Source organism: Prevotella sp. oral taxon 317 str. F0108, assembly GCF_000162415.1.
Lineage (GTDB): Bacteria > Bacteroidota > Bacteroidia > Bacteroidales > Bacteroidaceae > Prevotella > Prevotella conceptionensis.
This window is the reverse complement of the sequence record NZ_GG740072.1, coordinates 979,974-1,005,445: the sequence shown is the minus strand read 5'-3', so window position 1 is coordinate 1,005,445 and position 25,472 is coordinate 979,974. Positions and strand designations below refer to the sequence as shown.

Below are 25,472 nucleotides of genomic sequence, written 5' to 3'. Positions count from 1 at the left end.
ATGGCAAACAATCATGAACAATTTATGGCGTTTCACGATGCAATAAAAGCAACTTCAACACGACGCAAGACCCTCAAAACAAACCGAGATGCACTGAGATCCAAAATAAAAAAGTATTTCAAAGATACTCATAGCGATTATATCCAGCCGACTTTCTATTGGCAGGGGTCATATGCTATGTGCACCCTACTTAATCCTATTAAGGATGAAAGTGGTTTAGGAGCATACGACCTCGATGATGGAATATATTTTGAAAGTGATGACATAAATGATCGCAAGTCTATCGACTGGTATCATCAGGAAGTATATAAAGCTGTAAAAGACCATACAGAGAATGGTGCTGATGATCTTGATCCTTGCGTAAGAGTACAATATGCTGATGGTCATCATATAGATCTCGCGATATACTTTTTGCATACTACAGAAGACAAAACGATGCTTGCGCATAGGGCAGAGCCGTGGCATGAATCCAATCCTGATGAAATGATAGATTGGTTCAAAGACGAGTGTAATAATAAGACAAAAATGCGGGAGCTTGTTCGTTTTATGAAGGCATGGTGCGAATACAAGCGTAATGAAGGCATTAAAATGCCGAGTGGTTGTATCATGTCGATGCTTACATCTAAGTATTATCAATGGAATGATGAAAATCGTTATGATATTGCTATGAGGGATATACTGAAGAATATGTATGATGACCTCAGTATAGAAGACTACTTCCATTGCTGGAGACCAGTCAGTCCTTACGAGGACTTGTTTGACAATTATACTAAAGGCAGGAAAGTCTCTTTCTTAAAAGAACTGAAATCATTTAAGGAGGATGCCGAGAGGGCAATAGCCAGCAAGAATCAACATGACGGATGTGTTAGATGGCAGAAACATTTTGGTGACAGATTCAGTTGTTCAACGGCGAAAGACATTGACGAGGATGCCTCACAACAGAGATTCTCAGGTACAATAAATAAAAATAGCCAGTATGCCTGATGTTGAAGCAGCATTGAAGACCTGTTTTCTCGTAATTTCAAAAGAATACGCCATAGAAGAGGTTAATAGCATTCCACAATTGGAACATTTGCCCCAAACACATATTTGGAAAATACAGATACCTGCGTTGGTATCGGGTAAGGCTGAAGACATAGAGACCTATATCCTGTTTCCAAAAACTTTCCCTTATTCAATGCCATATGTGATTATACCAGATGACAGGTTCAGATATCTGCCTCATATATCTGTAAAAACGCGCAAATTATGTTTATATGAGGATGATGAGGTTTATGATACAGAAAATATCGAAGGACTAATACGTGACAATATTGACAGAACGAGAAGGTGGATTGAGAACTATTACGGTCGAGATAATTCCGATGAATATTCCAAAGAAATCAGGAGTTATTGGAATGAACAATACGACGGAGAAAATAATGTAGATGACCATTGGATTTTGTTAGGCGATATACCGACAGAAACCTGTAAAATGGCAGGTGTGGCTTATACTAATAAATACCTACATAATAGTAGTCCATATGTGATGAGTGTTATTGCATCTGACGAGAACGATAAAACATTAGCAAGCATCAAACGCCAGCATAAGACAAGAGACATCCCTGTTCTCTATATTGCTTCTTTAAAAACACCTAATGTGCCACCATTTTGCATGACGGGCCAAGAAGTAATAGATAGGATAAGTGATAATGAAGACCGAAAGATTTTCAAAAAAAACCTCAACAACTTCAAGAATATTAATGTACTTTTTCCGATAGGATTAAAGTATGCCGTAGGTGGCATCTGTACACACGGTCTAAGAGTGAATAGGAACGGCTATCGGGAAGGAGCACTGACTTCATTCAAAGTGCTGACATCTTTTGAAAATAAGAACAAAAAACTTGAGAGGCTTCATCTTTCGGTTTATTCTAATCAGCGAATAGCCGAACGGACTGCTGGGGCAATGATGATGGAGAGACGTTTCTTGGTAGCTGGGCTTGGTAGCGTAGGTAGTAACCTGTGCTACTATCTTAATGGTTACAATAATGTAGTGTTTGATCTAATAGATAGGGATTCGTTAACCATTGATAACATAGGACGGCATCTGCTCGGTTTTGAGTATATCAATCAACAAAAGTCATATGCTGTTGCGCACTATCTACAGCAATATAGACCAGACAGGGAAGTATATGCATCACAAAAGCAGTTGCAGCAACAAAAGAAAGAGGAAATCGATAAAGCCAGTGCGATATTTGTTTGTACGGGCGATGTTATGTCAGAGAAATGGCTACTTAGCGAGATGATTGAAGGGTCTGTAAGAAAACCTGCTTTTATACTTTGGCTTGAACCTTACGGAATATCAGGCATTATGATATATGTCAACCCAAAAGATAAGGAGTCTATTAAGCGGTTGAGAGAAAAGGCAAATGGCTGCTTTATGGATTTTTGCTTGATAAAACGAGAAGAGTATAAAGATGGAGAGAAACTTACGAAGCATGATGCTGGGTGCAATGGTAGTTATTCGCTGTATTCAGCCAATGATGTAACTCTGTTTCTTTCATCAATGTTCCCCATGATTGACCAATTATTAGAAAAACCATCAGAATCAAGATGTTACCAATGGGTAGGAAACACAAATATAGCAGCAGAAAAAGGAATAAGCCTCGTGTCATCGTCGGGATTGTCAAAAAACACTTTGCAAGAACTGATAGTGTAAATATTGATGATTATCACTTCGAGATAAAACAAGAAGTAGTTGATGAATTGAAAAGCAATGCTCAGCGTGAGGGCAACGAGCTTTGCGGAGTACTGATGGGGGCACAGGTTGATGATAATCGTTACAGAATCAGTAAGATTTCGCCACCATGTGTTAAAAGCCATACCCGTTGTGGATGTGAACGAGATGCAGCAATGGCAAATCAATTTATTAAAGAAGACTACGAACAGTCTGAACATACTCGTTTTTATATTGGAGAGTGGCATACACATCCAGAGGACAACCCCACGCCATCGGCGGTCGATTATAGTTCTATTGAGGACAATTATCAAACGGCATCGCTTGTGGTGCCATTTATGATTATGATTGTAGTTGGAACTAAGGCGTTTCATATTAGTGTATTCAATGGGAAAAAATTTGTAGTAGCAGAACTGGAGATTGTATGATAAACCTTTATAAAGTATGAAGGCTATTGTTTCTATACTGCCCCTAATAAACAGACATTTTCAAAGGTTGAGTTTTTCATAGATAGACATTGAGTTATGCTAAAGTTATCGTGAGAGATGATAAGATCAATGAAAAGTGCCACAAATTATGATATTATAAGCATTTTATTTCTATTTCCACCAAGATTCTTGAAAAATCATATCTTTATACCCAAAATAAGTAAATATTCGATATGAATACGAAAGATTATAACCGTATTAAAGTTGTTTTAGTGGAAAAGAAACACACTAGTAAATGGCTGGAAGAGCAACTAGGAAAAGACCAGTCTACAGTGTCAAAGTGGTGTGCCAATACTGCCCAGCCTGGGTTTGAAATGTTCTTCCAGATTGCAAAGTGTTTTGGTGTGGAAGTTAAAGACTTAATCAGGGAAGACATAAATAACAATTAATCATAATGGCGATATGGGTATTATTCAACATACAGGCAATATGATTTCTGAGAACTACGGATGATGGGGAATCTGAATAGTATCTGACGAACCGTCTTGGACAAAAGATGCTATAACTTGTGACAAATGGGAATAATTTTACATCACAGATACCTATAAAGGAGTACAGGTATAAATAATAATGCGCGAAATGTCAGGTACTGATTCTTTGCCTACAAACAATGAAAACATTCTTCAAAGAAGTGTCTATCAAATAACTATAAATCAGTAAAAGAAGAATAGCAAATGTAGTTACTACATAATACCATTGTTTTGAGCACTTAACTATACGTTAATCCTTTCTCTTTCACCGTATTACCCCTTGTTGTAGTTATGTAGTAGGATAACATCGGTGAAAGAGAAGGGAAATCCAATAATCAGTTGTCCGCATTATCAAATAAGAGAATTGAAGTTATGACGGATGTTGGTTGCCTCAACTTCTGACAGATGTACTTTCTGAACAGATACGCTTCTGTACTGTCCAACAGAAAGGACAGGGCAATGATGATTGGAAGCGGAAAGAGCGGGGCATAGTCCTGCAACTATCCATTGGCAAGAACTTCTTCTTCACCCGCACCCCTTTCATCGGGATGCAGGTTGGAAGATTTCATAATCGTCTGAAGCCTATAATTGAGTTTTCTCCACGTCACACCGAAGAACCTCACAAGTTCGCTCTCCGTCATGGCAATCTCTCCGTTTCCTTTGCGAATAACTTGCATATTGCTGCCCCAATCAAAATAACTACGATGATTGGCTGCGCTGGCTTTTATTCTTGGTTTATAGTTCGTATTCATGCCGTTTCCTCCAATTTATAAGTTACAATATCTGAAAGTTCACAAGCCTCTCTCTCCACAGTTCCCTTTTCCTTTGCCACTTGCTTGGCTATGAGCCTGTCCATATCCTCCGAAATTTTCCTGTCCGTCACCTGCGCGTAAATCTGCGTGCTGGATATGGAAGCGTGCCCCATCATCTTCGCAATGCTCTCTATTGGTATTCCTGCGCTAAGGCACATCGTGCCGAAGGTATGGCGTGCCATGTGATAGGAAAGTCTTTGACTGATACCGCAAGCCTTGCCTACAATGCACAAGTTCTTGCCCATTACACTGCGGCTGCAACCACGGTGGAAGACAAGGCTGTCGCCTTTTTCTTTTACCGTCTGCCATTCTTCATTATTCTCTTGTTCCTTCCTGCAATGGTTGATGATGGCTTCCGCTATGGGATGCAGCGGTACGACAAACTCAACCTTTGTCTTTTGTCGCTCCTTGCGGATATATCTCTGTCCGTCCGCTGACGTTTGGATATGCTTATATTGCAGACGTTCCATGTCAGCGATTGCCATACCTGTAAAGCAGGCAAAGACGAACATCAGCCTTGCCTGTTCCGATTCCCTGTCGTTCATCTTCATTTCCACAAGTTTGGCGACCTCGCTCTTTTGCAGGAAGCGTATCTTCCTGTCCTCTTTCTCATACTTGGCGTTATCAAAGGGATTGCAGCGTATTATCCTTTGGCTGACCGCACGGTACATCAGCCGACTCAGCCAGCAGAGATAGTTGTTGATGGTCGTTCCTTTCAGTCCACGCTTTTTGAGGTAGAAACGGTATTCCTCAAACAAGTCCTCCGTGATTGCCCCAATAAGGATGTCCTGCACTCCTTTGTCTTTGACAAACTCATGGAGATTCCTGTCTGCATGAGATAGGTTCAGGTACGTTCCCTCTGTCCTTGACTTGCCTACGCTCTCTCTGACCATTTGCAGTTCCGCCCTGCTCATGGCAAGGAGGGTTGTCGGATGGGTGGCTATGCCTTGTAAATGGTTCTTGATGAGTTCCACGCTTACCACTCCGTCACTTACGAGAATATCCCGATAGGTCTTTTCCACAAGTTCCCTGAACTCATGGAGCCTTTGGCTGGTCTTCCTGTCGGTTGTCAAGCCCTGCTTAGAGTTCCACTCGGAGGGATTGCATTCCTCGCCTGTGGTAATGGCGGTACTCTTTCCGTCTATGGTGATACGGCAGAGGATGACTGTCCGCCCGTCTGCCTTTGTCTTCTGTCTGTTGATATAGAACAGTATCTTGAATGTACTTCTCATTGTCTTGATGTTTTGAAAGAAAGGATAATAAATAAAAATAATTGTGATAAGGATTAGATAGCCAGCTGCATGTCTTCGGTGAAAGAAAGGAAACAGTCAAATTCCTCAAAGAGTTTCTGGGGTGTTACCTTTGCGTAGCGTTCCGTCATGCTTATGTTGGAATGTCCAAGCATCTTGCTCACCGTCTCGATGGGTACTCCCTGTTCAAGCGTGATGAGCGTGGCAAAGGTGTGTCTTGCGGTATGCGTGGTAAAGGGAAAGGATATGCCTGCACGCAGCCTGAGGGCTTTCAGGCAACTCTGATAGTTCTTGTACTTGATGAAGGGAAGCAGCGTTTCCCTTTCATCGCTGTGAAACCTTTCTATCAGCCGTATGGCTTCGGGCAGTAGCTTGACGCGACAGAGAACTCCTGTCTTCTGACGGTTGAACTTCAGCCAGAGGCTGCCCTCGTCATCACGGACAAGATGGGACTTGCTCAGTTCCATCAGGTCGCAATAGGCTGCACCGACATAACAGGCAAAAAGGAAAATGTCCCTTGCCGTTTCCATTTCCTCCTCCAAGTCCTCGAAGCGGAGGACCTTCAACTTGTCCAATGCTTCCCTGTCAAGAGCCTTTGGCAGTTTGTTGTCTCCCTTTGATATTTTCGCCTTGTCAAAAAGGAGCGTGTCTGCCAACCCCTCACGGTATGCCAGCCTGCATACCGTTTTCAAGAAGGTGGCGGCATTATAGAACGTACATTCCTGAAAGCCACACTCACCCACAAAGTACTGTCTGAAATCGTAGATAAACTGCTCCGTGAGTTGTGAGAAAGCCAAGTCCGATACCTTGTACTTCCTTTGTATAAATCTCTGCAAATGGATTCGGGTGGAATGGTAGCCGTGTATGGCTCCTTCCTTGATGTCTATACCTATATGGCTTTCCTTCTCCTTGATGAGCATGTCCAGTCTTTCGGTGAGCATGCAGCGTGCCTGTACGCTGCCTTGAAACAGCCTCTTCACATTGGTTGCATCAAATGGGCAACCTTTGGATAGCAGGGACTGATAAGCAGCTTGAATGGAAAGAAGCAGGTTCTCCAGCCTGCCGTTCACCTCCACCGCCTCACGGCTCTTGCCGTCCATTCTACTTTCACGGGGATTCCACAAATCGGGGTTACAGGACAGCTTGCAGCTGAACTGCGCAATGGAACGACCGATAGTAATGCGCCCCATAATCGGAGCCTTACCCGACTTGTCCAGACCGCTCTTTTTGAGGTAGAGCAGCACCTTCATTTTCTCTGTTTTCATACGCCTTAATTTTTATGGGCAAAGTTACCCGAATTAAAGCGTTCTTCACTTATGCAGAAAACTGCCGACCGAAGCAACAGCCACACGGGGCGAAAATAATTCAGTTACCTGACATTGCTCCGTCGTTACCTATGGCAAAATAGGGTAACGGTTTAGTAACTGAACTTTTGCCTGAATCTGCATATTGCTGCCCTTTGCGAACAGGGCAATTTTATGCAAATCATTCTGTTTCCTGCTCATTATCAGTCAGTTTACACCAGCTTCGATTTCTCTTCATTTTCGTTGATTAGTTGCACTGCATTTTGCACCAAAACGCACTGCATTTTGCACCAAAACGCATTGCAATATGCACCAAAACGCATTGCATTTTGCACCAAAACGCGAGGCCAAATGCAGCAAAACCCACCCAAAATCCATGTAAAGTAGTATTTTAGGTGCTATTTATGGGTGTTTTGACCATTTTGGACGATAAAGGCTTGTTGGTTCTTGCCAGTGCATTTATTGACGTTCTATAGCCATAAAGTGTGCTAAACAACATGTTTTTGTGCATTATTTGTCGTAATTTACAATAAACCAAACAGTTACAAACTTGAAAAATACGCGCGAAAATCCAACCACTGCTCGGAAATTTTGCGGCGAAGCCACTCACAATGTTAAAAGTTGGTACAAATATTTTACAGCCTTACGGCTCTTGTTCAGTATCTCTGTGCGACTGTGTTCTGAGTTGTTATAGTCAAACAGAATTGCTTTTGGAAAATAGCTGATAGAAGAATGCAACGTGAATACAGCATGGCATTAACAAGGCTTTACGCGGTGTAAAAGTTGGTGTGTTGTTTGCCTACGCTTCATTTGTGTGGCTTTCTAAATCCAATTCTGTTTGACTATTGAAAGATTATCCCATAAAGATTTATACCGCCAACAATCGGCTGCTTAATGTTGATAGGGGGAGTTCGGGCTGTGTAGGGTGTGTAATTGCAGGTAAGAGCAAAGGCATTTGCGACAGTTGTTGGGGCGGATGGGGTGGAAACGTCCCTTATTTCACTTGTTTCGGGTTGATGTAGTCGAAACATTCGATATTAACAAGGCCTAGTTTTTTCAGTTCTTCAATGCTGTATTCGATGTTTGCGGGCGTGTTGTGGTTAGGTATGCTAGGAACGCGCACAAAGATATTCTCCTTCGCCACATGCGCTGCAAGCCATTGCAGGTTTTCTTTTAGTAAGCCGATGTCTTTGCGGGTATATTCTTGGTAGATGTCGGGGTTAAGGTCTTTAATGTCTACAATGTATGTGTTCACCACGTTTAGCAATCGGCGTAAGTGGCTTTGTGGAACGTATAGGCTTGTTTCCACAGTGATGTTCCATGTTGCTCCGCAGATGTTTCTAAATGCTCTGATGAAACGACTTTGCAAGCATGGTTCGCCACCGCCAAAGGTTACGCCGCCACCTGTGGCAAGAAAATACAATTCGTCTTGCTTTAACTCGTCGTATAACGCTTGTGGCGACATGCGTTGCCAACGTCTGCGCGAGTCGTGACATTGGTCGTTTAAGCAGAACTTGCAGTGTAACGGACAACCGAAGAAACCGACGAGCGTGGTAACTCCATGCCCGTCGGTTGCTATGCGATGCCTGTCAATCCCTATGAGGGGAACTTTGGCGTCGTTGGTTCTGTTTGCCATCCAGTGGTTTATTTTTGTGGAACTTCTTCCAAAATCTTCTTCAACAAGTTCCAGAAAGGCACAACGGTTTCGTGTAGGCAGCGTTCGCTGGTGCTGTGGGGCGAACGGATGGTTGGCCCAAAGGAAACAACATCCATGTGCGGATACTTATTAAGAATGATGGAACACTCCAAACCTGCATGGTCTACCTTAACGATGGCATCCTCGTTAAATAGTTGCTTGTGCAAGCGTTGCATCAGGTTAAGTATCTCGCTGTCGGTGTTCGGGTCCCAACCTGGATAGTCTGCGCTGAGTTTCACATCAAAGCCACCTAATGTGAGCGTGCCTTTCAATGTGTCGCAGATGTACGCCTTCATTGTTTCGCTTGAGCTCCTAGCTAACATTAGGAACCTGGCTTTCCCGTCTTCGATGTCGATGATGGCCAAGTTGGACGATGTTTCAACAACCGTCGGTATGGCAGGTATCATGCGCAAAACGCCGTTGTGACATCCGAAAATGGCTCTTATCACGATGTCTCTGTCGGTGGCATCCATTTGTTTCTCAGGTAGAGGAGCCTTTTCAGCAAATAGTTCTACTTGATTTTCAACGAAACGATATTCTGTTTCGAACATTGTCTTCATCTCGTTGAGAAGTGCGCAGGCCTTATCCTCATTGTTTGCGGGGAGCGTAACTAGGGTTTCAGCCTTATAGGGAATGGCGTTGCGCATGTTTCCGCCATGCCAAGTGGCAAGTTCGGCACCGCATTCGGCAACCAACTTGGCCACAACGCGTGCCATTAGCTTGTTGGCATTGGCTCTGCCTTCGTGTATTTCCAATCCTGAGTGTCCCCCTTTCAAACCCTTGATGGTAACTTTTAAGGCCACCCTGTCTTTGTTTACGGGCACTTCTTTGTAGTTGCGCGTAGCGGTAACATCCACACCGCCGGCACTGCCCACTACAAAACAACCCCATGTTTCGGAGTCGAGATTAAGTAGGATGTCGCCTTGCAGCTCGTTGGCGGGCAGGTCGTTGGCACCATACATGCCTGTTTCCTCATCGGCCGTGATAAGCCCTTCAATGGAGCCATGCTTCAAACTCTTGTCTTCCATAACGGCCATGATGGCAGCAACGCCAATTCCGTTATCGGCACCTAGTGTGGTGTTCTTCGCCCGAACCCATTCGTTGTCAATCCACGTTTCTATGGGATCGGTCTCGAAATTGTGCTTGCTGTCGGGCGATTTCTGCGGAACCATGTCCATGTGTGCTTGCAGAGTTATGGTTTTTCGATTTTCCATGCCAGGCGATGCCGGCTTTCTCATCACCACGTTGTTGGCAGCGTCGACGAATGCCTCTACGCCTACTTCCTTTGCGAAGTTCAATAGAAAGGCCTTAACTTTCTCTAAATGTCCCGAAGGACGTGGTACTTGCGTAAGATTGTGGAAGTTACGCCAAATGCTTTCAGGCTTTAAGTTTTTAATTTCACTCATAACACAGTTGTTTAAAAGTTAGTAAAATATATGTGTGATTTGGTTATTCAGTTGTCGTTGCACGTTTTGAGTGCGAGAATGCCAATGCCATCCAGCCGTAAACGCCAAGGAGTATAACCAAGAGCGTTTGAACCGAATGCACGATGAGCACAAAGTTGAGTGCGGCAGTGCTTTCTACGGCATATAATATGAGCATGGTTTTCACGGCGAAGTGCCAAGGGCCAGCCCCATTGGGCGTAGGCACCACCACTGCCATGCTGCCAACCACAAACGTAACCATTGCACAAGCCATGCCCAAGCCTGCTGTCGCCTCGAAACAGAAGAAGGTTAGGTAATAGTGCAGAAAGTAACTGCCCCATATAGCCAATGTGAAAAAGGCGAAGAGCCATTTGTTGCGCACCTTCCTTATCGAGTTAATGCCTTGCCAAATGCCTTTAACCGTTTCTTTCACCTTATTATATATGGCCATTCTTTTTAGTAAGAAGTGCAGCAATACGCCGACTGCGATGGCGCAAATGCCCGTAACGATGTAGCCTGTGGTTGAGAATTGGCCGACAATGGCATGGAGACTCGTCCCCGTTTTGGAGAAAAAGCTGTCGAAAATGCTCACTTGTGCCAGCAGGGTAATGGCTGCTATGGCCAAAACCAACAGCGAATCGATGGCACGTTCGGTAACAACGGTTCCCAGTGCCTTAGCAAAGTCTACCTTATCGTATCGCCTAAGCACTGCGCAACGCGCAAACTCGCCAATTCGAGGGATAACCAAACTTACGGCATACGAAACGAAAATGGCATGTATGGCAGTGGATGCTCTGGGCTTTTCGCCCATTGGCTCGAGTGTTTGTCGCCATCTCCAACCCCTAAACACTTGCGCCATGATGCCAAAGGGGAATGAAAGCAGCATCCAAGTCCAGTTCATTTCGTGGAGCATAACGCGCTCAACCTGCTTGAAATCAAAGCCACGATACATCCAATACAATATCGCTCCGCCGAGGAAGAGCGATAGGGCAACCTTGAATGTGTCGTTTATAATTCGTTTGATTTTCAATTTTTCTTGTATTTATACCCTGCAAAAATAATGCAAATCGTTGAAAGTGCAAAACGAAACAGGGCGTTTTTGTGGCCTTTATGCTGATAAAATGCTTTTATTGTGTTTCTGTGGCCATGAGATAAGCCGTGTTTGACTTACAATTAGTTGCGAGAACGCGCTTAAAAAAGGCAACAGAAGAAAGCGGTTTAGGGGGCGCCGAGGACGAAAAGTGGCGTTTTGCCATTGTCTATCCACTCTGCAAATTTAAACCCTTCGTATTCGAAAGCGAGCAAGTCGTCGGTGTTGGTTATCTTGTTTGTGATGATGTAGTTGGCCATTGCCCCGCGACACATCTTTGTGTACACCACAATTGTTTTCCTGCCACGGGCATTCTCGACCACAAATTGGGGCTCGAAGATTTTTACTTTCTTCTTTACCTCATTCCAATCGAAGAGCGATTTCATCTCTTCGCTTGCAAGATAGGCAAGCATGCCGTTGTCGTTGCTGATTGATTGGATGAAAAATTGGGTAAGGCGAGGTTTCCAATAGTCGAAAAGTCGTATGTCGTCGTGGTTTTGTAAGCGCACATAGCCTTCCAAGCGATGTGGCTTTATGGCATCGAGTGGCCGTAAAAGTCCGTATAGAAAGGAGGTTATCCAAAGGTGTTGATTGGCAAAACTAATGTCTTCTTGGTTGAAACTGCTCGCTTTCAGATGTTTGTAGGCCATACCTGTGAATGCCAATGCCGCGTGCGAAGTGTCGCCTGCTTGCAGAAAATGCTGATACCTGAGCCAATTTTGGTTGGCTAGCTTGCTGTTAATTTTGAGCATTTCTTCCAATTCTTCCGATGAGAAGTTCATCATTTCGGCCGCAATCTCCTGGGCAGCTGCGATGAAATGCGGTTCGTTTGCATGTTCGTTAGGGAATGTTATGGGCTTTGTGGCCATGTCTTTGGCGCACGATAGAAGTATTTGCATGCTTTAAAGTGGGTTGTGTATATTGCTTTTTTATGTGTTGAGAAAGCCTATGGCATAGTAATATTGCCGTGGCTTATCTTCGCTTACCTTTCGACTTATTTGGTTTTCCGCTGTGGGAATTTGGGTTGAACGATTTTCTTTCAGCCGTTTTAGGCGAAGGTTTGGGCTCGTAAGCCTTTTCCGTGCGGCTGTTTTTATGCTCACGATGGTTCTTATCATCTTTCTTGCCTTTGCCCGAACTTTGCTGTCTGCCCCAATCGTTTGACGAATAAAGTTCGTTAATCAGTTCAGGGCGACCTATTTTCCTAAGTTCGTGCTCAATGTTTTGCCTTTCTTCCTTCTTATACCAAAAGAAAAATAGCCTTTGGTTGTTTTTGTCTTTGGGCGTTTTAGCACTGAAAACGGGTTCTAGCGTATAAGGGTCGTAGCCCGTGTACCATGCCTCGGTGCTCACGGTCATGGGCGTTGGGGTGAAGTCTTGTATCTGTTCGAGATGGAAATCGAGTTTTTTGGTGCGCACAGCTAAGTCGGCCATGTCTGCCTCCTTACATGCAGGATGGCTGCTCATGAAGTAAGGAATGATTTGTTGCCTAAGGTTTTCCTCCTTATTTATCTTGTCGAAGATGCGCTTAAACTCTTCAAACTGCGAGAAACTAGGCTTTCTCATGCTACGCAACACCTCGTCGCTGGTGTGTTCGGGAGCCACTTTAAGACGCCCACTCACGTGATTTCGTATCAATTCCTTGGTATATTCCATCGCTGCATCATTCACTTTCTTGTCTTTGCTCTTATGGAGCAGCAAGTCGTAGCGTACACCACTGCCGATAAAACTTTTCTTTATCTCGGGCAAAGCGTCTACGGCACGATATATTTCGATGAGTTTCGAGTGGTCGGTATTGAGGTTTGGGCATATTTCGGGATTGATACACGACGGCCGCTTGCACACTTCGCACGCCTTTTTGTTGCGCCCAGCCATGCCATACATGTTGGCCGAGGGGCCGCCTAGGTCTGAAAGGTAGCCTTTGAAGTCGGGCATTTGCGCCACTTTCTTCACTTCGTTTAGTATGCTTTCTTTCGAACGGCACACCACGAACTTGCCTTGGTGGGCCGAAATGGTGCAGAACGAGCACCCGCCGAAACATCCTTGGTGCATGTTTACCGAGAATTTTATCATCTCGTAGGCTGGAATGCGCTTGTTTTTGTACTTGGGGTGGGGCAAGCGTGTATAAGGCAGGTCGAAAGTAGCGTCTAATTCTTGGGTCGTAAGTGTGGGGTAGGGTGGGTTAACCACGGCATACATGCCGTCTACTTCTTGCAAAAGTCGTTGTGCATGCACCTTGTTGGCCTCTTCTTCAATGTGCTTGAAGTTCTCGGCTTGCTTGCGTTTGTCTTTCAGGCAGGCCTCGTGGCTGTTCAAAATGATGTCTTTGTCGGTTATTCCGCCAGGAACGCTGTTCTTGTCGACCATGAAAACGGTTTGCGGAATATGGTGAATGGTGCTAATGTGCTGCCCGTTTTCGAGACTAGCACACAGCTCTAAAATCGACTTTTCGCCCATACCATAGAGTATGATGTCGGCTTTCGAGTCGCATAGAATGCACTTTCTCACCTTGTCTTGCCAATAGTCGTAGTGCGTAAGTCGGCGCATAGAGGCCTCAATGCCCCCTAAAACCACAGGCACGTCGGGGTAAAGCTCTTTGAGTATTTGCGTATATACCACCGTAGGATAGTCTGGTCGGCAGTCGTGTCGGCCGTCTGGACTATACGCATCTTCTGAACGGAGCCGCTTATTGGCCGTGTATTTATTTACCATCGAGTCCATGCAGCCTGGCGAAATGCCGAAGAACAGGCGCGGAACGCCTAGTTTCTTGAAGTCGCGATAGTCGCCGTGCCAGTCGGGTTGCGGCACAATGGCCACCTTATAGCCTGCCGCTTCAAGGCAACGGCCAATAACGGCCACGCCAAAAGAGGGGTGATCGACGTACGCGTCACCCGAAAAAAGGATGACGTCTAGCTGTTCCCATCCCCTTAGTTCGCATTCTTTCTTTGTGGTGGGTAAGAAGTCTGTTAACCTGTAATTGTTCAATGCAGTTCTTAATCTGTTGACAAGTTAGCGGGGTTACGAGTTAACGAGCCGTAATCCTTGCCTTTACATTAGAATTTGTTTTAACGAAAAACGTACTTTATTCTGTTACCGAAGACTTGTTTGCGTTGGTCTTCCACTCGATATAGAGCAACACTAGCTGGTGTAAGCCAAAGGCTTTCATGTTGTTGTTATAGATAACGTCGAGACAGAGGTCTAACAGCGACTTGTCCTTTCCTGTTTCCGACTCCAACAACGACCTAACGTTATACTTCAACTTGTCTAAAACCTCCTCGTCAATGATGCCATTGCTGTCTACAAGGTTTTTGAGTAAGGCGTACTTGTCTATCGTTTCCAAGTGCAGGTCGCTCACGTCGATGGTTCGCGTTCCCGAATTATTGGCTTGAATTTTATACATATCTGTTTAGTTTAATTATTACTTCATTATCGTGTCGATGGTTTCGGCCATTATCCGCCTGCGGTCCTCGCGGTCTTTGATGCACTCTAACGGAAAGCCGAAAAGATGACTTCGCCGACTGCCTGCCACATAAGCCACTGATGCAGGCCACCATCCAGCGTAGCGATAGCCCGTTGTAGCATCGTCTAATGGGGTTAACACGTCTACCATTTGGGACGCATAGTGCACGGCGTTGGGCGATTTGTAGAGCAAAGCCACAACGCTGTCGCGCGGAATAGAATCTGTATCGCTCGCCAAAGGCCTGATGGCAGCTAGCAGTGTGTCTGTTCGCACCGTGCCTTCGAACGATGCCTTGAATACATCGGCCAAGAAAACTTGCTCTAACGAGTCGCTCATGTCGGTGCCAACGTATGCTCCGCTCACAATCAACCGGCCGTTATTGCTGCTGTATTCGCGTATAATTTTTTGTATGGCGGGCGTGAATGTCTTGTATTTCACGAGCGAATGGCCGTCGTTGCGCTGTAAACCCAATGCGAAGTCTATGCACTGATAGCGCGAAAGGTTGCATAATCCTTTCTCAACGGCCTTCATAGATGCCGATACCACATTATATTTCTTTATTGCAGCAATGTCTTCAACGTGTGTTCGGGCGGTGTTTTGGTCATTGCCTGCAACCAATTGCCCTTGCAAACTTGTGTCGCTGTATCCTAATCCCTGCCATCCGTCAACGCCAGCAGCCCTTTTGTTGAAGTTCTGTTGGTAGCCAACCCATGCCGCTTGCGTGCCCAAGCTCACTCCGAAGTCTTCGTTTAGGTCGAAGCCTTGTTGTAGTGGCGTGCTGATTACAGCTGGGGAGGAAAGTCTATCGAACCCATCGACCACCAAAATGGTGCTGGTGGCCTCTGGTTGGTAATAGGCCGAGAGAGTTTCTGATGTGAAACTCTCGCCCCCTTGGTTAACTGCCGCCACCTTAAAGCTATATGTTGAGTGGGGCCGCAGGGCGAGTTCAATCTCATTTTGCTTAATCATTCGGCCGTTGTCAAAGCCAGCCGAGTCGATAGCCGTATATAAAATGTACCCCATTGGCTTGGCCGTGGGTTCCAATTCGTCTTCCGTTTCGCTCCATCCCAGCTTTATTCGGCCGTTGTAGAGGTAGTTGATGTGGAAGTTTGAGGGCGCAAGTGGACTGACAATGGCCGTTGTTGCATGTTGGTTGCACATAAAACGGAGGATGCTTTTGTACACGGCACGCGCCAAAGTGAACTTAAAGTTGGGGTCGTGACCTAGCCGCATGTCGGGGAAATTCTGGTGCGACAGTGTCTCCAAGATAGCCGAAGGGATGTCGGGCATTCGTGTTTCCGAGTAGTTCTTGTCGATAAGCTCGCGAATTTCCCATCGTCCAAACTTTTGCACTAAGTCGTTGTGGATTGTTTCGAGCATGCTTTCGGCGAAGTTCAACGAAAGGTTTCGTGTCATGCCAGTGGACAATCGCCCATCGTTAAAGTACGAAGTACAGATGGCCAGTGAGCCAACGAGGTTCCTACTCTGCCTATCTGCCCCTGCATCGCTGTGTATTCCCAAGCATAACTCGATGGGAATGCCCAGCCCTGGCTTTGTTGGCAAGAACACAGAACCACCTGCCCACCAATTGCTTATTAGGCCGCGAGCGTTTACATCGTCGCCATAGTCGTCGCGACCTTCTTTCGAACTGTACACTTCTTGTGGCGCGCCATACCATTGTGCGGCGTATCTAGCTCCTTCCAAAGCTCTTGGCACACCGCTAATGTTTCCTCCGCGATGGATGTTTCCCATGCCTCCACCGAAACGAACGGCATCAGCCGTTACCATTCCATCCTTTGTACAGAGGTTGTTCAGCACCACACAATTGCTTTCAGAGCACCCTTTTCCAAAGTCGAACGTGCCTAAATACACCCACGTTCCGCCTCCCATGCGTTGGTTTACGCTAAAAGTAGTGGCTTGTCCTTTGTGATACACGGTGTATTGTGCATTATCTGTACTTTCGGGTAGTGTTTGGTAACAAACATAAACGGCCTTTTCCCCATCGTTTTTAATTTTGGGGATGAAGGCAATTTCACTTCGTTTGTCTTCTCGTTGAACGGTTCGTGCCATTCGTGCCGTTCCCATTAAAAACGGATTCTCGCCGTCGGCATAGGTTGTTCTTGGGTTGGCAAAGCCGCTTGCTGTTGTGTTTCGCCAATGGTGCAGTCCGTTCTTCTCCTTATATATATGATTATATATATGATTGTTGTTGGCATCGTTGTCCACTATCACCTCTTCTGTTTGTAGGTCGCGCTCTCTTGGCGACAACACTATTGCCCCTGCCTTTTCTAGCATGGGAATGAGATAAGGCAACACGATGGTGGGTGTGAAGAGGTCTTCGTTGGTGCCAAAAAGTGGTGGGCGTTGCCATTGCCACGAGTTACGTTTGGTTTCGTAGTACAATCCATGGCTGGCCCAGATGGATAAATGCCTGCCCCCCAGCCCTGCCGTTATGTTAAATGGCTTAGATAGGTTGGTGGTTAAGGGACGCCCTTGATAGTCTAAGTCAACTAAGAGGGCATTGGGTTGCGCCAAAGCGTTGGTAAAGCATGCGCATACGAGCAGGTTACACCACAAAAGAAACTTATTCATCTCTGTGTGTTACACGTCACCAATGGTGAACAGTTCAGGATTTTTGCCTTTGAAGTTTTTGAAATACAGTTTAATCTCTTTCATGTCGGCCTCTACATCGCCCGTTGGTTCTATCATCCGTGTACATTCAATCAGCTTGCGTTCGTAGTCAACGCCATATAGCAAGATAGGTATGCCGGCCTTTTGTGCGATGAAGTAAAAGCCTTTCTTCCAATCGGGGTTTAGCGAACGCGTTCCTTCGGGCGTGACACAAAGGCTAAACGTGTCGGCCTTTCTTGCCAATTCTGCAAGGTTGTCCGTCATGCTCGATTTCTTATCGCGCCATACAGGAATGCCGCCTAGCTTTCTCCATATCGGCCCGAGTGGCCAAAAGAACCATTCTCTTTTCATGAGAAAGCCGCTGGACATGTTTTCTGCCCTAGAGAAAAGCAGACCAATAAGGAAGTCCATGTTGCTTGTGTGGGGTGCCAAACAGATGATATACTTCTTCGGATGTGCCACCGTGATGTTGGTTTTCCATCCCATACGTCGGTATAGTAACCACGCACAGATATTCTTTAACATTATTTGTTGTTTGCTAGCTGTAATTTCTTACTTTGTTTTTCAGCATATCGAACTGCCGCCACGGCAATCGTTAGCCATTGCAGCGAGGCCTTGTTCTCTCGAACGCTTGTCCTTCGCAGCTTATACTGTTATCTTCATTTCTTCTTTTCGGCTCTTAATCTTTCACCTTCGGCCTGATGTCGGGCTATTGCAGGTGTGCTATTTGGTCAATAACTTCCGAAACGGTGTTGTTGAAATCCTTTATCAGCTGTTTGTAAAACACCTTTGCAGGCATGCCTGGCTCGGGATGCGAAATTCTCCTTACAAAGTCGTTCTGTATGTTGATAATAGATGCCAACAACGCGTTGATGTTGTCCTTATCGGCATTTTGGGAGTAGAGCGAAGCGGCCACGCCCTCCGCAAACAGCTCGGAACAAATATAGTTCACGCTTTTTTTCAATTCTCTTTTGTTCATACTGCATTAAATTTTAGGGGTGTCCCTGCCCCGTTAAAACAATGATTGTTGCAGTTGATTGCACAATGGGCCTTCAACCAAAAGCCAAAGATAACAAAAAATATGATACCAAACACTATTTGGGCAAAAAAATATGCCTTAATTTTCATTTGTTGCGTTTTTCTGTTTGAGTGTGCAACAATTTTGGTACTTTTGCAGTAGAAGAAGTAAATGGGTTTGCTGCAAACGTGTCTTGTTTGGTGGCAAATTGCCGTTAATCACTGTTTACAGTTTGTACATACGTTTTAATTTTATCATATTTAAGTAATTCAAATAAGAGAATGGAAAAAAGTGCATTGCAGAAAGCGAGAGCTTCTTACCAGCCCAAATTGCCAAAGGCACTTCAAGGTGCAGTGAAAGTGAGCGAGGGCGCTCCTACAAAGAGTGTAGACAATCAGGATGAGATTAAGAAATTGTTCCCCAACACATACGGAATGCCCTTGGTTGAGTTCGTACAAGGCGACAAAATGCCTTCGAAAGAAATAAACGTGGGCATTATACTTAGCGGCGGACAAGCACCTGGCGGTCACAACGTGATTTCGGGATTGTTCGACGAGGTGAAACGCCTGAACCCCAATAACCGCCTTTACGGTTTCCTTATGGGTCCTGGCGGACTTGTAGACCACAATTACATTGAAATAACGGCCGACTTCATTGACGAGTATCGCAACACCGGCGGTTTCGACATGATTGGTAGCGGACGTACGAAACTGGAAACAACCGAGCAGTTTGAAAAGGGCTTGGAGATTATCCGCAAGTTGGACATTAAGGCCATCGTTATTATCGGCGGCGACGACTCGAACACCAACGCATGCGTATTGGCCGAATATTATGCAGCCAAGAATTACGGCGTACAAGTTATCGGTTGCCCCAAAACTATCGACGGCGACTTGAAGAACGAGCAGATTGAGACTTCTTTCGGTTTCGATACTGCTACAAAGACTTACAGCGAGCTTATCGGAAACATCGAACGCGACTGCAATTCGGCCCGTAAGTATTGGCATTTCATTAAGCTGATGGGACGTTCGGCATCGCATATCGCCTTGGAATGTGCCTTGCAAACCCAACCTAACATCTGCATCATCTCCGAAGAGGTGGAGGCCAAAGACCTAACGCTTAACGATATCATCGAAGAGATTGCCTCGGCAGTGGCACATCGCGCGGCTAACGGACAAAACTATGGTGTTGTGCTCATCCCCGAAGGGCTTATTGAGTTCGTTCCAGCCATCGGCAGGCTTATCCATGAGCTGAACGACCTGCTGGCAGCACATGGTGCCGACTATAAAGACCTCGACAAAGATGCTCAACGCGCTTACATCATGTCCCACCTTTCGGCCGAGAACAAGGCAACATTCGAAACGTTGCCCTATAGTGTTGCCCGCCAATTGTCGCTCGACCGCGACCCACACGGCAACGTACAGGTATCGCTCATCGAGACTGAGAAACTTATTTCTGAAATGGTTGAGGCCAAATTGGATGAATGGGCTAAGGAAGGCAAATACCACGGCCATTTCGCTGCTTTGCACCACTTCATGGGTTACGAAGGCCGTTGCGCCGCTCCCTCTAACTTCGATGCCGACTACTGTTACGCCTTAGGTACAAGTGCTGCGTTGCTCATTGCCTGCGGCAAAACGGGCTACATGGCCGTAGTGAAGAACACCACGGCCCAGGCAGATGAATGGAAAGCAGGCGGAGTGCCCATCACGATGATGATGAACATGGAAAGACGTAGCGGCGAGATGAAACCTGTTATCCGCAAGGCTCTGGTTGAACTCGACGGCAAACCTTTCAAAGCTTTTGCAGCCAAACGCGACGAATGGGCCAAAAACACTTGCTACATTTATCCTGGTCCTATTCAATATTGGGGGCCAAGCGAGGTTTGCGATGTTCCCACACGTACATTGCTTCTCGAGCAAGCGTAACATTACACAGTGAAGACAAGAACCCACATCTTTACGGGGTGGGTTCTTGCCCTCTTCCATCTTATACCATCAAGTTATAGCCCTAACCAAAGGCTTTGTTGGGGCTTTGTTTTCAATCCCATTCAGATACTGGTGAATTCTCATACGGCCACAAGGCGGTATAAGCGCAACGCTATTGATATATGGCAAGAAAATCTTCAACAAAGGTTCGCAATAAAAGAAACACAAGGAGAAGTGGTGGTCGCGGCAGACGTCGTGCCCGTTTCTTCTACTGGCTCATTCCCGGCTTTCTTCGTTCGTCGCACCGTTGGGCGTGGTGGCTAGGCGGTGTGGGCGTGGTGTGCCTTTATGTATGGGTGTTTTATTACTTCTTTGTAGGCCCTACGGGGTTTCGTTGGCGTGCTTTGTATGGCGATGCAAACTATCCAGACGGTTTTGCCATTCACGGCATAGACATATCTCACTATCAAGGTGAAATTAATTGGGACAAGTTGAGCGACGCAACCATCGACGGCTTTCCGCTTAAATTCGTCATTGTGAAGTCGACAGAGGGTTCGTCGGGTATCGACGAGAACTTCAACGACAACTTTTACCAAGCCCGCGAATACGGTTTTATTCGTGGCGCTTACCATTTTTGGAGCAACAAGTCGTCGGCAAGGGCGCAAGCCAACTTCTTTTTAAAACAAGTGCACCTTGAAGAAGGCGACCTGCCGCCGGTACTTGATGTAGAGCACAAGCCCAAGAACCGCTCGGTGGAAGATTTTCAGCGTGATGTGCTGACTTGGCTGCACATTGTTGAAGACAAGTACCACGTTAAACCAATCATCTATACCTATTATAAGTTCAAGGAACAATACCTTAGCGCACCTGTGTTTGACGACTATCCTTATTGGATTGCCCATTATTACGTGGAGAAAGTGGAGTATAAGGGCAAATGGAAGTTTTGGCAACACACCGATGCTGGCCGTTTAGACGGTATTCGCGGATATGTGGACTTGAATATCTTTAACGGCTCCTTTTACGAACTGAAACGCCTAACTATCGGTTCGGAACGAATCTTTGGCGAATAAAATAGGTATTGCCATGTTGTTATGCCCACAATTCGGCCAACCTTGTTTCTTTAAGCCTGAAATACGCCGCAAGTAAAGTTTTTAATTTGTTGATTTATAGCTGTTTGTAATAAATGGCTTGCAGACGTTGTTCAGGTAGGCATCTATTATGCGTTACTTGATGCAACGATTGTATTTAGTTGACTGTGAACACTGCTTAAGCTTAAAAACTTAACAAACTTATAAACTCAAAAAATCTCGAACTTTTACACTCACACACAAGTGGTCTTGGCTTTTAATGTTTCTATACAATGCGAGGAAGTTTATTACCTTTTTGCTGTAAAACAAGATAAACACGCCTCTTTCTGTACGAAGTACCGTGCTAAGATACGATAAGAACTGAAATTCTATCCCCTTCGTCTGTGGCAAAGCGTGGTTATGCCTTGAAAAAGGAATAAACTCATAAACTAACGGCATAACGCCCTGTCCAACTCGTTAGCTTGTCAACTAATCATCTCGTCAACTTTCCTGCTTGTTAACACGTCACCCGAATTACCCATCAGCTCGTCAATTTGAAGTTCTGTCAACTTTTCAGTCTGTTTTTTAACATTCTGAGTGCCCTTTCTGGTCACCAATCGCCCACCTTGCCGCAAAAAATCGATTCTCGCTAAGGTTGGTTTTGATGCAAAATGCGGTTAGTATGTGAATGCAGCGAAATGAATATTTATTTGGATAGGCCGCCATTTTCACCCTTGTTTTGGTTGTTTGCTGCTAAATGCAGTGCGTTTTGGTGCTAAATGCAGTGCATTTTGGTGCTAAATGCACTGCGTTTTGGTGCTAAATGCAGTGCGTTTTGGTGCTAAACGCAAGGTGAAATGCTGCAAAACGTAGTGCAAAATGCTGCTGAATGCAAGGTGAAAAGCATAAAAATACACAGTAAACGGTATAAACAAAACCTTTTTCGCCATTAAAAATAGGACTAAAAAGGACAAAATGGGCATTAAAAAGTGGGGTTTTAGGGTCTAAAAGCGTGTGAATGGGCTGGGTAAATTACGAGCTGACAACCAAACTAGACAGGCTAAATGGTGCAAAATGCAGGTCGTTTTCTTAAATGTGAACAATTTTAAGGGTGTGAAAGGTTAGAAATAGTAGCAATTTTACTACTTTATAACCAGTTTTCTCGCTAGAACGGAATGAAAATTAGAGGCGTATTGTAAGATAAAAACAATAAAATTAAGTCTTTGAGTTGATGTGCTTGTGAGTTGGTGAGCTTGTGAATTGATAAACTTGTGAATTGACAAGTTTGTGAGTTGATGAGTTGATGAACTTTTGAGTTGATGAGTTTGTGAGTTTGATGAGTTTGTGAGTTTTTGAGTTGATGAGTTTTTGAGTTGATGAGTTGGTAAGTTTGTGAGTTGTTGGGCTTGTAAGTTGATGAGTTTTTGAGTTGATGAGTTGGTAAGTTTGTGAGTTGTTGGGCTTGTAAGTTGATGAGTTGATGAGTTGATGTATTCGTGTGTTTATAAACCAGAGAGTTGGTTTGCTCTGCATTCCTCCTCTATTCTAGAAACATTAAAAGTCTAGGCAACTTCGATATGTTTTGGAACTAAAACGGCATAAGTTAGTGGTATTTTGTTGGCTGTTATCCCTCAACAGGCATTGCCATAGCAACAAATCTCCTCATGGTATGCAATTTTTATGGCCGCATTACGTTATACTTGCGATGAACCGTTACGTTATATTGATTTGTGCGACTGTGTTGTCGCTGTTGTCTACGAGCCTGAACGCCCAGACGTTTACGCTGCAAGGGCGCATCACCGACGAGAAGATGTCGCCCATTGAGCTGGCCACTGTCTCGGTGTTGAGCCAGGGCAAGGTGGCGCTTACCTCCTTGAAAGGCGAGTTTAGCCTTACTTTGCACTCGGCCGACTCGGTGGTGGTGAAGTTTTCCATGATTGGCTACAAAACCAAAACACGTGTTTTGAGAAATCCGCGGGGCAAACAGACGTTGCAAGTGGTGTTGCACGAGGGCGACAACACGTTGGGAGAGGTGAGCATTACCGAGATGCGCCGACAGACGGGACAGACACAAGAACTGAAAAAGGATGTAAACAAGCTTGCCCCAACTGCGAGCGGCAATGCCGTGGAAGAGTTGATACAGGCACAGGCAGGCGTATCAACGCATAACGAGCTTTCTTCTCAATACAATGTTCGTGGAGGAGCGTTCGACGAAAACAGCGTATATATTAATAATGTAGAGGTTTATCGCCCGTTCTTGGTGCGCAGCGGACAACAAGAAGGCCTATCGGTTATCAATCCCGACTTGGTGGAAAAGATTGGATTTTCAACGGGAGGCTACGCTGCTAAGTACGGCGACAAGATGTCGTCGGCATTGGATATTACCTACAAACGCCCCACACGGTTTGAAGGCTCCTTGTCGTTGAGCCTGCTAGGCGGGTCGGCTTACGTGGCATTAGGCAGTAAAACGTTTTCGTGGAGCAATGCCGTGAGGTACAAAACAACCAAATATCTGCTTGGTTCGCTTGAAACAAAGGGCGAGTATAGTCCCAATTTCTTAGACTATCAAACCTATCTTAGCTATATTCCCAATAAGCGGTGGCAGATAGATTTCATAGGCAACATATCCAACAACCAATTTAACTTTACGCCGGCCGACCGCGAAACAAAGTTCGGCACGATGCAAAACGTTCGCTCATTCAAGGTTTATTTTGATGGGCAAGAGAAAGACTTGTTTCGTACTTACTTCGGTTCGTTAAGTGTTAAGCGCAACTTTGGCGATGCCACATCGCTTGCATTGGTGGCGTCGGCCTTTCAAACCAAAGAGAAAGAAACCTACGACATACAAGGACAATATTGGTTAACGCAGACCGAAACGAGCGAAAACCTTGGTGTGGGAACGTATTTTCAGCATGCACGTAACTTTTTGCAGGCACGAGTAACAAGCTTAAAGTTGGTGTTTGCCCACAAGTCGAAACAGCATGAGGTGGAAAGCGGCGTGACATTAAAGCGCGAACATATTGAGGAACGCAGTCATGAGTACGAAATGCGCGATTCTAGCGGATATAGCATACCACATACAGGTACCGACTTACACCTTATCTATTCGCTTAGGGCTAGAAACCAGCTCGATGCAAATAGGGTAGAGGCCTATGCGCAAGACACTTATCGGTTTGGTGGTAAAAACGAGAACACACGTTACAACCTTAACTACGGCATCAGAATGAGCCATTGGGACTTTAATAAGGAAACAATCGTTAGTCCGCGCGTGTCTTTGGGCATCGTTCCAGCCTTTAACTCCAATCTTACATTGCGTTTTGCGGCAGGCCTTTATTATCAAGCCCCATTCTTTAAGGAATTGCGCGACACTTCGACCGTGAACCACGAAACGCGCGTAACACTTAACAAAAAGATAAAGAGCCAACGTTCGTTGCATCTCATTGCAGGCATGGACTACAGGTTTAACGTGTCGGGACGTCCTTTTAAACTTACGGGCGAGTTGTATTATAAGGCTTTGGCCAACCTTGTTCCTTACAGTGTGAACAACGTGAAGGTGGTTTATTATGGAGATAACCTCAGCAACGGGCATGCGGCAGGTATCGACTTAAAACTTTATGGCGAATTTGTTCCAGGCACAGACTCGTGGATTAGTCTTTCGTTGATGGATACGCGCATGAAACTGAATGGCAAGTCATTACCACTTCCAACCGATCAACGCTACTCGATAAACATGTTTTTCACCGACTATTTTCCGGGAACCGACCGTTGGAAGATGTCGTTGAAGTTGGCTTTTGCCGATGGGCTGCCATTCTCTGCGCCGCATAGGCAAATGGAAAGCCACTCGTTTAGGGCACCGGCCTATAAGCGCGCCGACATCGGTATGAGTTATCGACTGCTAAATAATGAGCAAAGAGAAAAGAAATCGCCGTTTAAGAACATTTGGTTGGGCGTGGATTGCCTGAACCTCTTTGGCATAAACAACGTAAACAGCTACTTTTGGATTACCGATGTAACCAACCAGCAGTATGCCGTGCCCAACTATCTTACTGGTAGATTGGTGAATGTGCGTGCACTTCTTGAGTTCTAACGAGGTATCAGAAAACCGCTAATGCTTGTCCGACAAG

At 45.3% G+C, this 25,472-nt stretch carries 18 protein-coding genes and 1 pseudogene; 7 read left to right on the top strand and 12 right to left on the bottom strand.

All coding sequences use genetic code 11. The annotated features are described in order from the left end of the window. The 4 genes from HMPREF0670_RS03675 (at window position 1) to HMPREF0670_RS03660 (ending at window position 3,593) form a co-directional block, all read left to right on the top strand. Window positions 1-984 carry a cyclic GMP-AMP synthase DncV-like nucleotidyltransferase gene (locus HMPREF0670_RS03675; RefSeq protein WP_009229826.1) on the top strand — a complete coding sequence of 328 codons (984 nt, stop codon included), beginning with the start codon at window positions 1-3 and terminating at the stop codon, window positions 982-984. Further along, the gene (locus HMPREF0670_RS03670; protein WP_009229825.1) at window positions 977-2,698 is read left to right on the top strand and encodes a ThiF family adenylyltransferase; all 1,722 of its coding nucleotides are present in this window, start codon (window positions 977-979) and stop codon (window positions 2,696-2,698) included. The genes HMPREF0670_RS03675 and HMPREF0670_RS03670 overlap by 8 nt, the downstream gene beginning before the upstream one ends. Further along, window positions 2,602-3,144 (top strand): Mov34/MPN/PAD-1 family protein, encoded by a 543-nt coding sequence (locus tag HMPREF0670_RS03665; protein WP_198009270.1) that lies wholly within the window; start codon window positions 2,602-2,604, stop codon window positions 3,142-3,144. Before HMPREF0670_RS03670 ends, HMPREF0670_RS03665 begins: the two co-directional genes overlap by 97 nt. Window positions 3,145-3,377: 233 nt before the next feature. Next, window positions 3,378-3,593 (top strand): helix-turn-helix transcriptional regulator, encoded by a 216-nt coding sequence (locus tag HMPREF0670_RS03660; protein WP_009229823.1) that lies wholly within the window; start codon window positions 3,378-3,380, stop codon window positions 3,591-3,593. A gap of 416 nt (window positions 3,594-4,009) precedes the next feature. Here HMPREF0670_RS03660 and HMPREF0670_RS16190 read toward each other — a convergent pair. The 12 genes and pseudogenes from HMPREF0670_RS16190 to HMPREF0670_RS03600 all read right to left on the bottom strand — a co-directional run bounded on the left by HMPREF0670_RS16190 (window position 4,010) and on the right by HMPREF0670_RS03600 (window position 18,320). Next, window positions 4,010-4,426, bottom strand: a pseudogene (locus HMPREF0670_RS16190) (hypothetical protein). Next, window positions 4,423-5,718: a site-specific integrase gene (locus HMPREF0670_RS03650; protein WP_009229821.1), complete on the bottom strand. Its 1,296-nt coding sequence runs from the start codon at window positions 5,716-5,718 to the stop codon at window positions 4,423-4,425. Before HMPREF0670_RS03650 ends, HMPREF0670_RS16190 begins: the two are co-directional and overlap by 4 nt. Before the next feature lie 53 nt (window positions 5,719-5,771). After that, window positions 5,772-7,001, bottom strand: a complete 1,230-nt coding sequence (locus tag HMPREF0670_RS03645) for a site-specific integrase (RefSeq protein ID WP_009229820.1) — start codon at window positions 6,999-7,001, stop codon at window positions 5,772-5,774. A 1,033-nt stretch (window positions 7,002-8,034) separates the two neighbouring features. Further along, on the bottom strand, window positions 8,035-8,676 hold the full coding sequence (locus tag HMPREF0670_RS03640) for a radical SAM protein (RefSeq protein WP_009229819.1): 642 nt from the start codon (window positions 8,674-8,676) through the stop codon (window positions 8,035-8,037). 8 nt (window positions 8,677-8,684) lie between these two features. Further along, window positions 8,685-10,142 (bottom strand): aminoacyl-histidine dipeptidase, encoded by a 1,458-nt coding sequence (locus tag HMPREF0670_RS03635; protein WP_009229818.1) that lies wholly within the window; start codon window positions 10,140-10,142, stop codon window positions 8,685-8,687. Between the two features lie 43 nt (window positions 10,143-10,185). Beyond that, complete coding sequence (locus HMPREF0670_RS03630; protein ID WP_009229817.1) at window positions 10,186-11,190, bottom strand: lysylphosphatidylglycerol synthase transmembrane domain-containing protein; 1,005 nt, start codon at window positions 11,188-11,190, stop codon at window positions 10,186-10,188. A gap of 188 nt (window positions 11,191-11,378) precedes the next feature. Continuing rightward, window positions 11,379-12,149, bottom strand: coding sequence for a YaaA family protein (locus HMPREF0670_RS03625; RefSeq protein ID WP_044077666.1), 771 nt, complete (start codon window positions 12,147-12,149; stop codon window positions 11,379-11,381). Between the two features lie 73 nt (window positions 12,150-12,222). Continuing rightward, window positions 12,223-14,235 (bottom strand): YgiQ family radical SAM protein, encoded by a 2,013-nt coding sequence (locus HMPREF0670_RS03620; protein WP_044077664.1) that lies wholly within the window; start codon window positions 14,233-14,235, stop codon window positions 12,223-12,225. 97 nt (window positions 14,236-14,332) lie between these two features. Beyond that, the gene (locus HMPREF0670_RS03615; protein WP_009229813.1) at window positions 14,333-14,650 is read right to left on the bottom strand and encodes a hypothetical protein; all 318 of its coding nucleotides are present in this window, start codon (window positions 14,648-14,650) and stop codon (window positions 14,333-14,335) included. 18 nt (window positions 14,651-14,668) lie between these two features. After that, a complete protein-coding gene (locus HMPREF0670_RS03610; protein WP_009229812.1) occupies window positions 14,669-17,302 on the bottom strand; it encodes a hypothetical protein in 2,634 nt (877 codons plus the stop codon). A 9-nt stretch (window positions 17,303-17,311) separates the two neighbouring features. After that, window positions 17,312-17,866, bottom strand: a complete 555-nt coding sequence (locus HMPREF0670_RS03605; RefSeq protein ID WP_009229811.1) for a 1-acyl-sn-glycerol-3-phosphate acyltransferase — start codon at window positions 17,864-17,866, stop codon at window positions 17,312-17,314. A gap of 184 nt (window positions 17,867-18,050) precedes the next feature. Then, window positions 18,051-18,320, bottom strand: a complete 270-nt coding sequence (locus tag HMPREF0670_RS03600) for a hypothetical protein (RefSeq protein WP_009229810.1) — start codon at window positions 18,318-18,320, stop codon at window positions 18,051-18,053. Window positions 18,321-18,640: 320 nt separating this feature from the next. On the opposite strand from HMPREF0670_RS03600, the gene HMPREF0670_RS03595 reads away from it, so the two are divergent. The 3 genes from HMPREF0670_RS03595 (at window position 18,641) to HMPREF0670_RS03585 (ending at window position 25,435) form a co-directional block, all read left to right on the top strand. Then, entirely contained in the window at window positions 18,641-20,281 is a 1,641-nt protein-coding gene (locus HMPREF0670_RS03595) for a diphosphate--fructose-6-phosphate 1-phosphotransferase (RefSeq protein WP_009229809.1), read from the top strand. 182 nt (window positions 20,282-20,463) lie between these two features. After that, entirely contained in the window at window positions 20,464-21,351 is an 888-nt protein-coding gene (locus HMPREF0670_RS03590; protein ID WP_009229808.1) for a glycoside hydrolase family 25 protein, read from the top strand. A gap of 1,702 nt (window positions 21,352-23,053) precedes the next feature. Next, complete coding sequence (locus HMPREF0670_RS03585; protein WP_044077863.1) at window positions 23,054-25,435, top strand: carboxypeptidase-like regulatory domain-containing protein; 2,382 nt, start codon at window positions 23,054-23,056, stop codon at window positions 25,433-25,435. The last annotated feature ends 37 nt before the right edge of the window (window positions 25,436-25,472 follow it).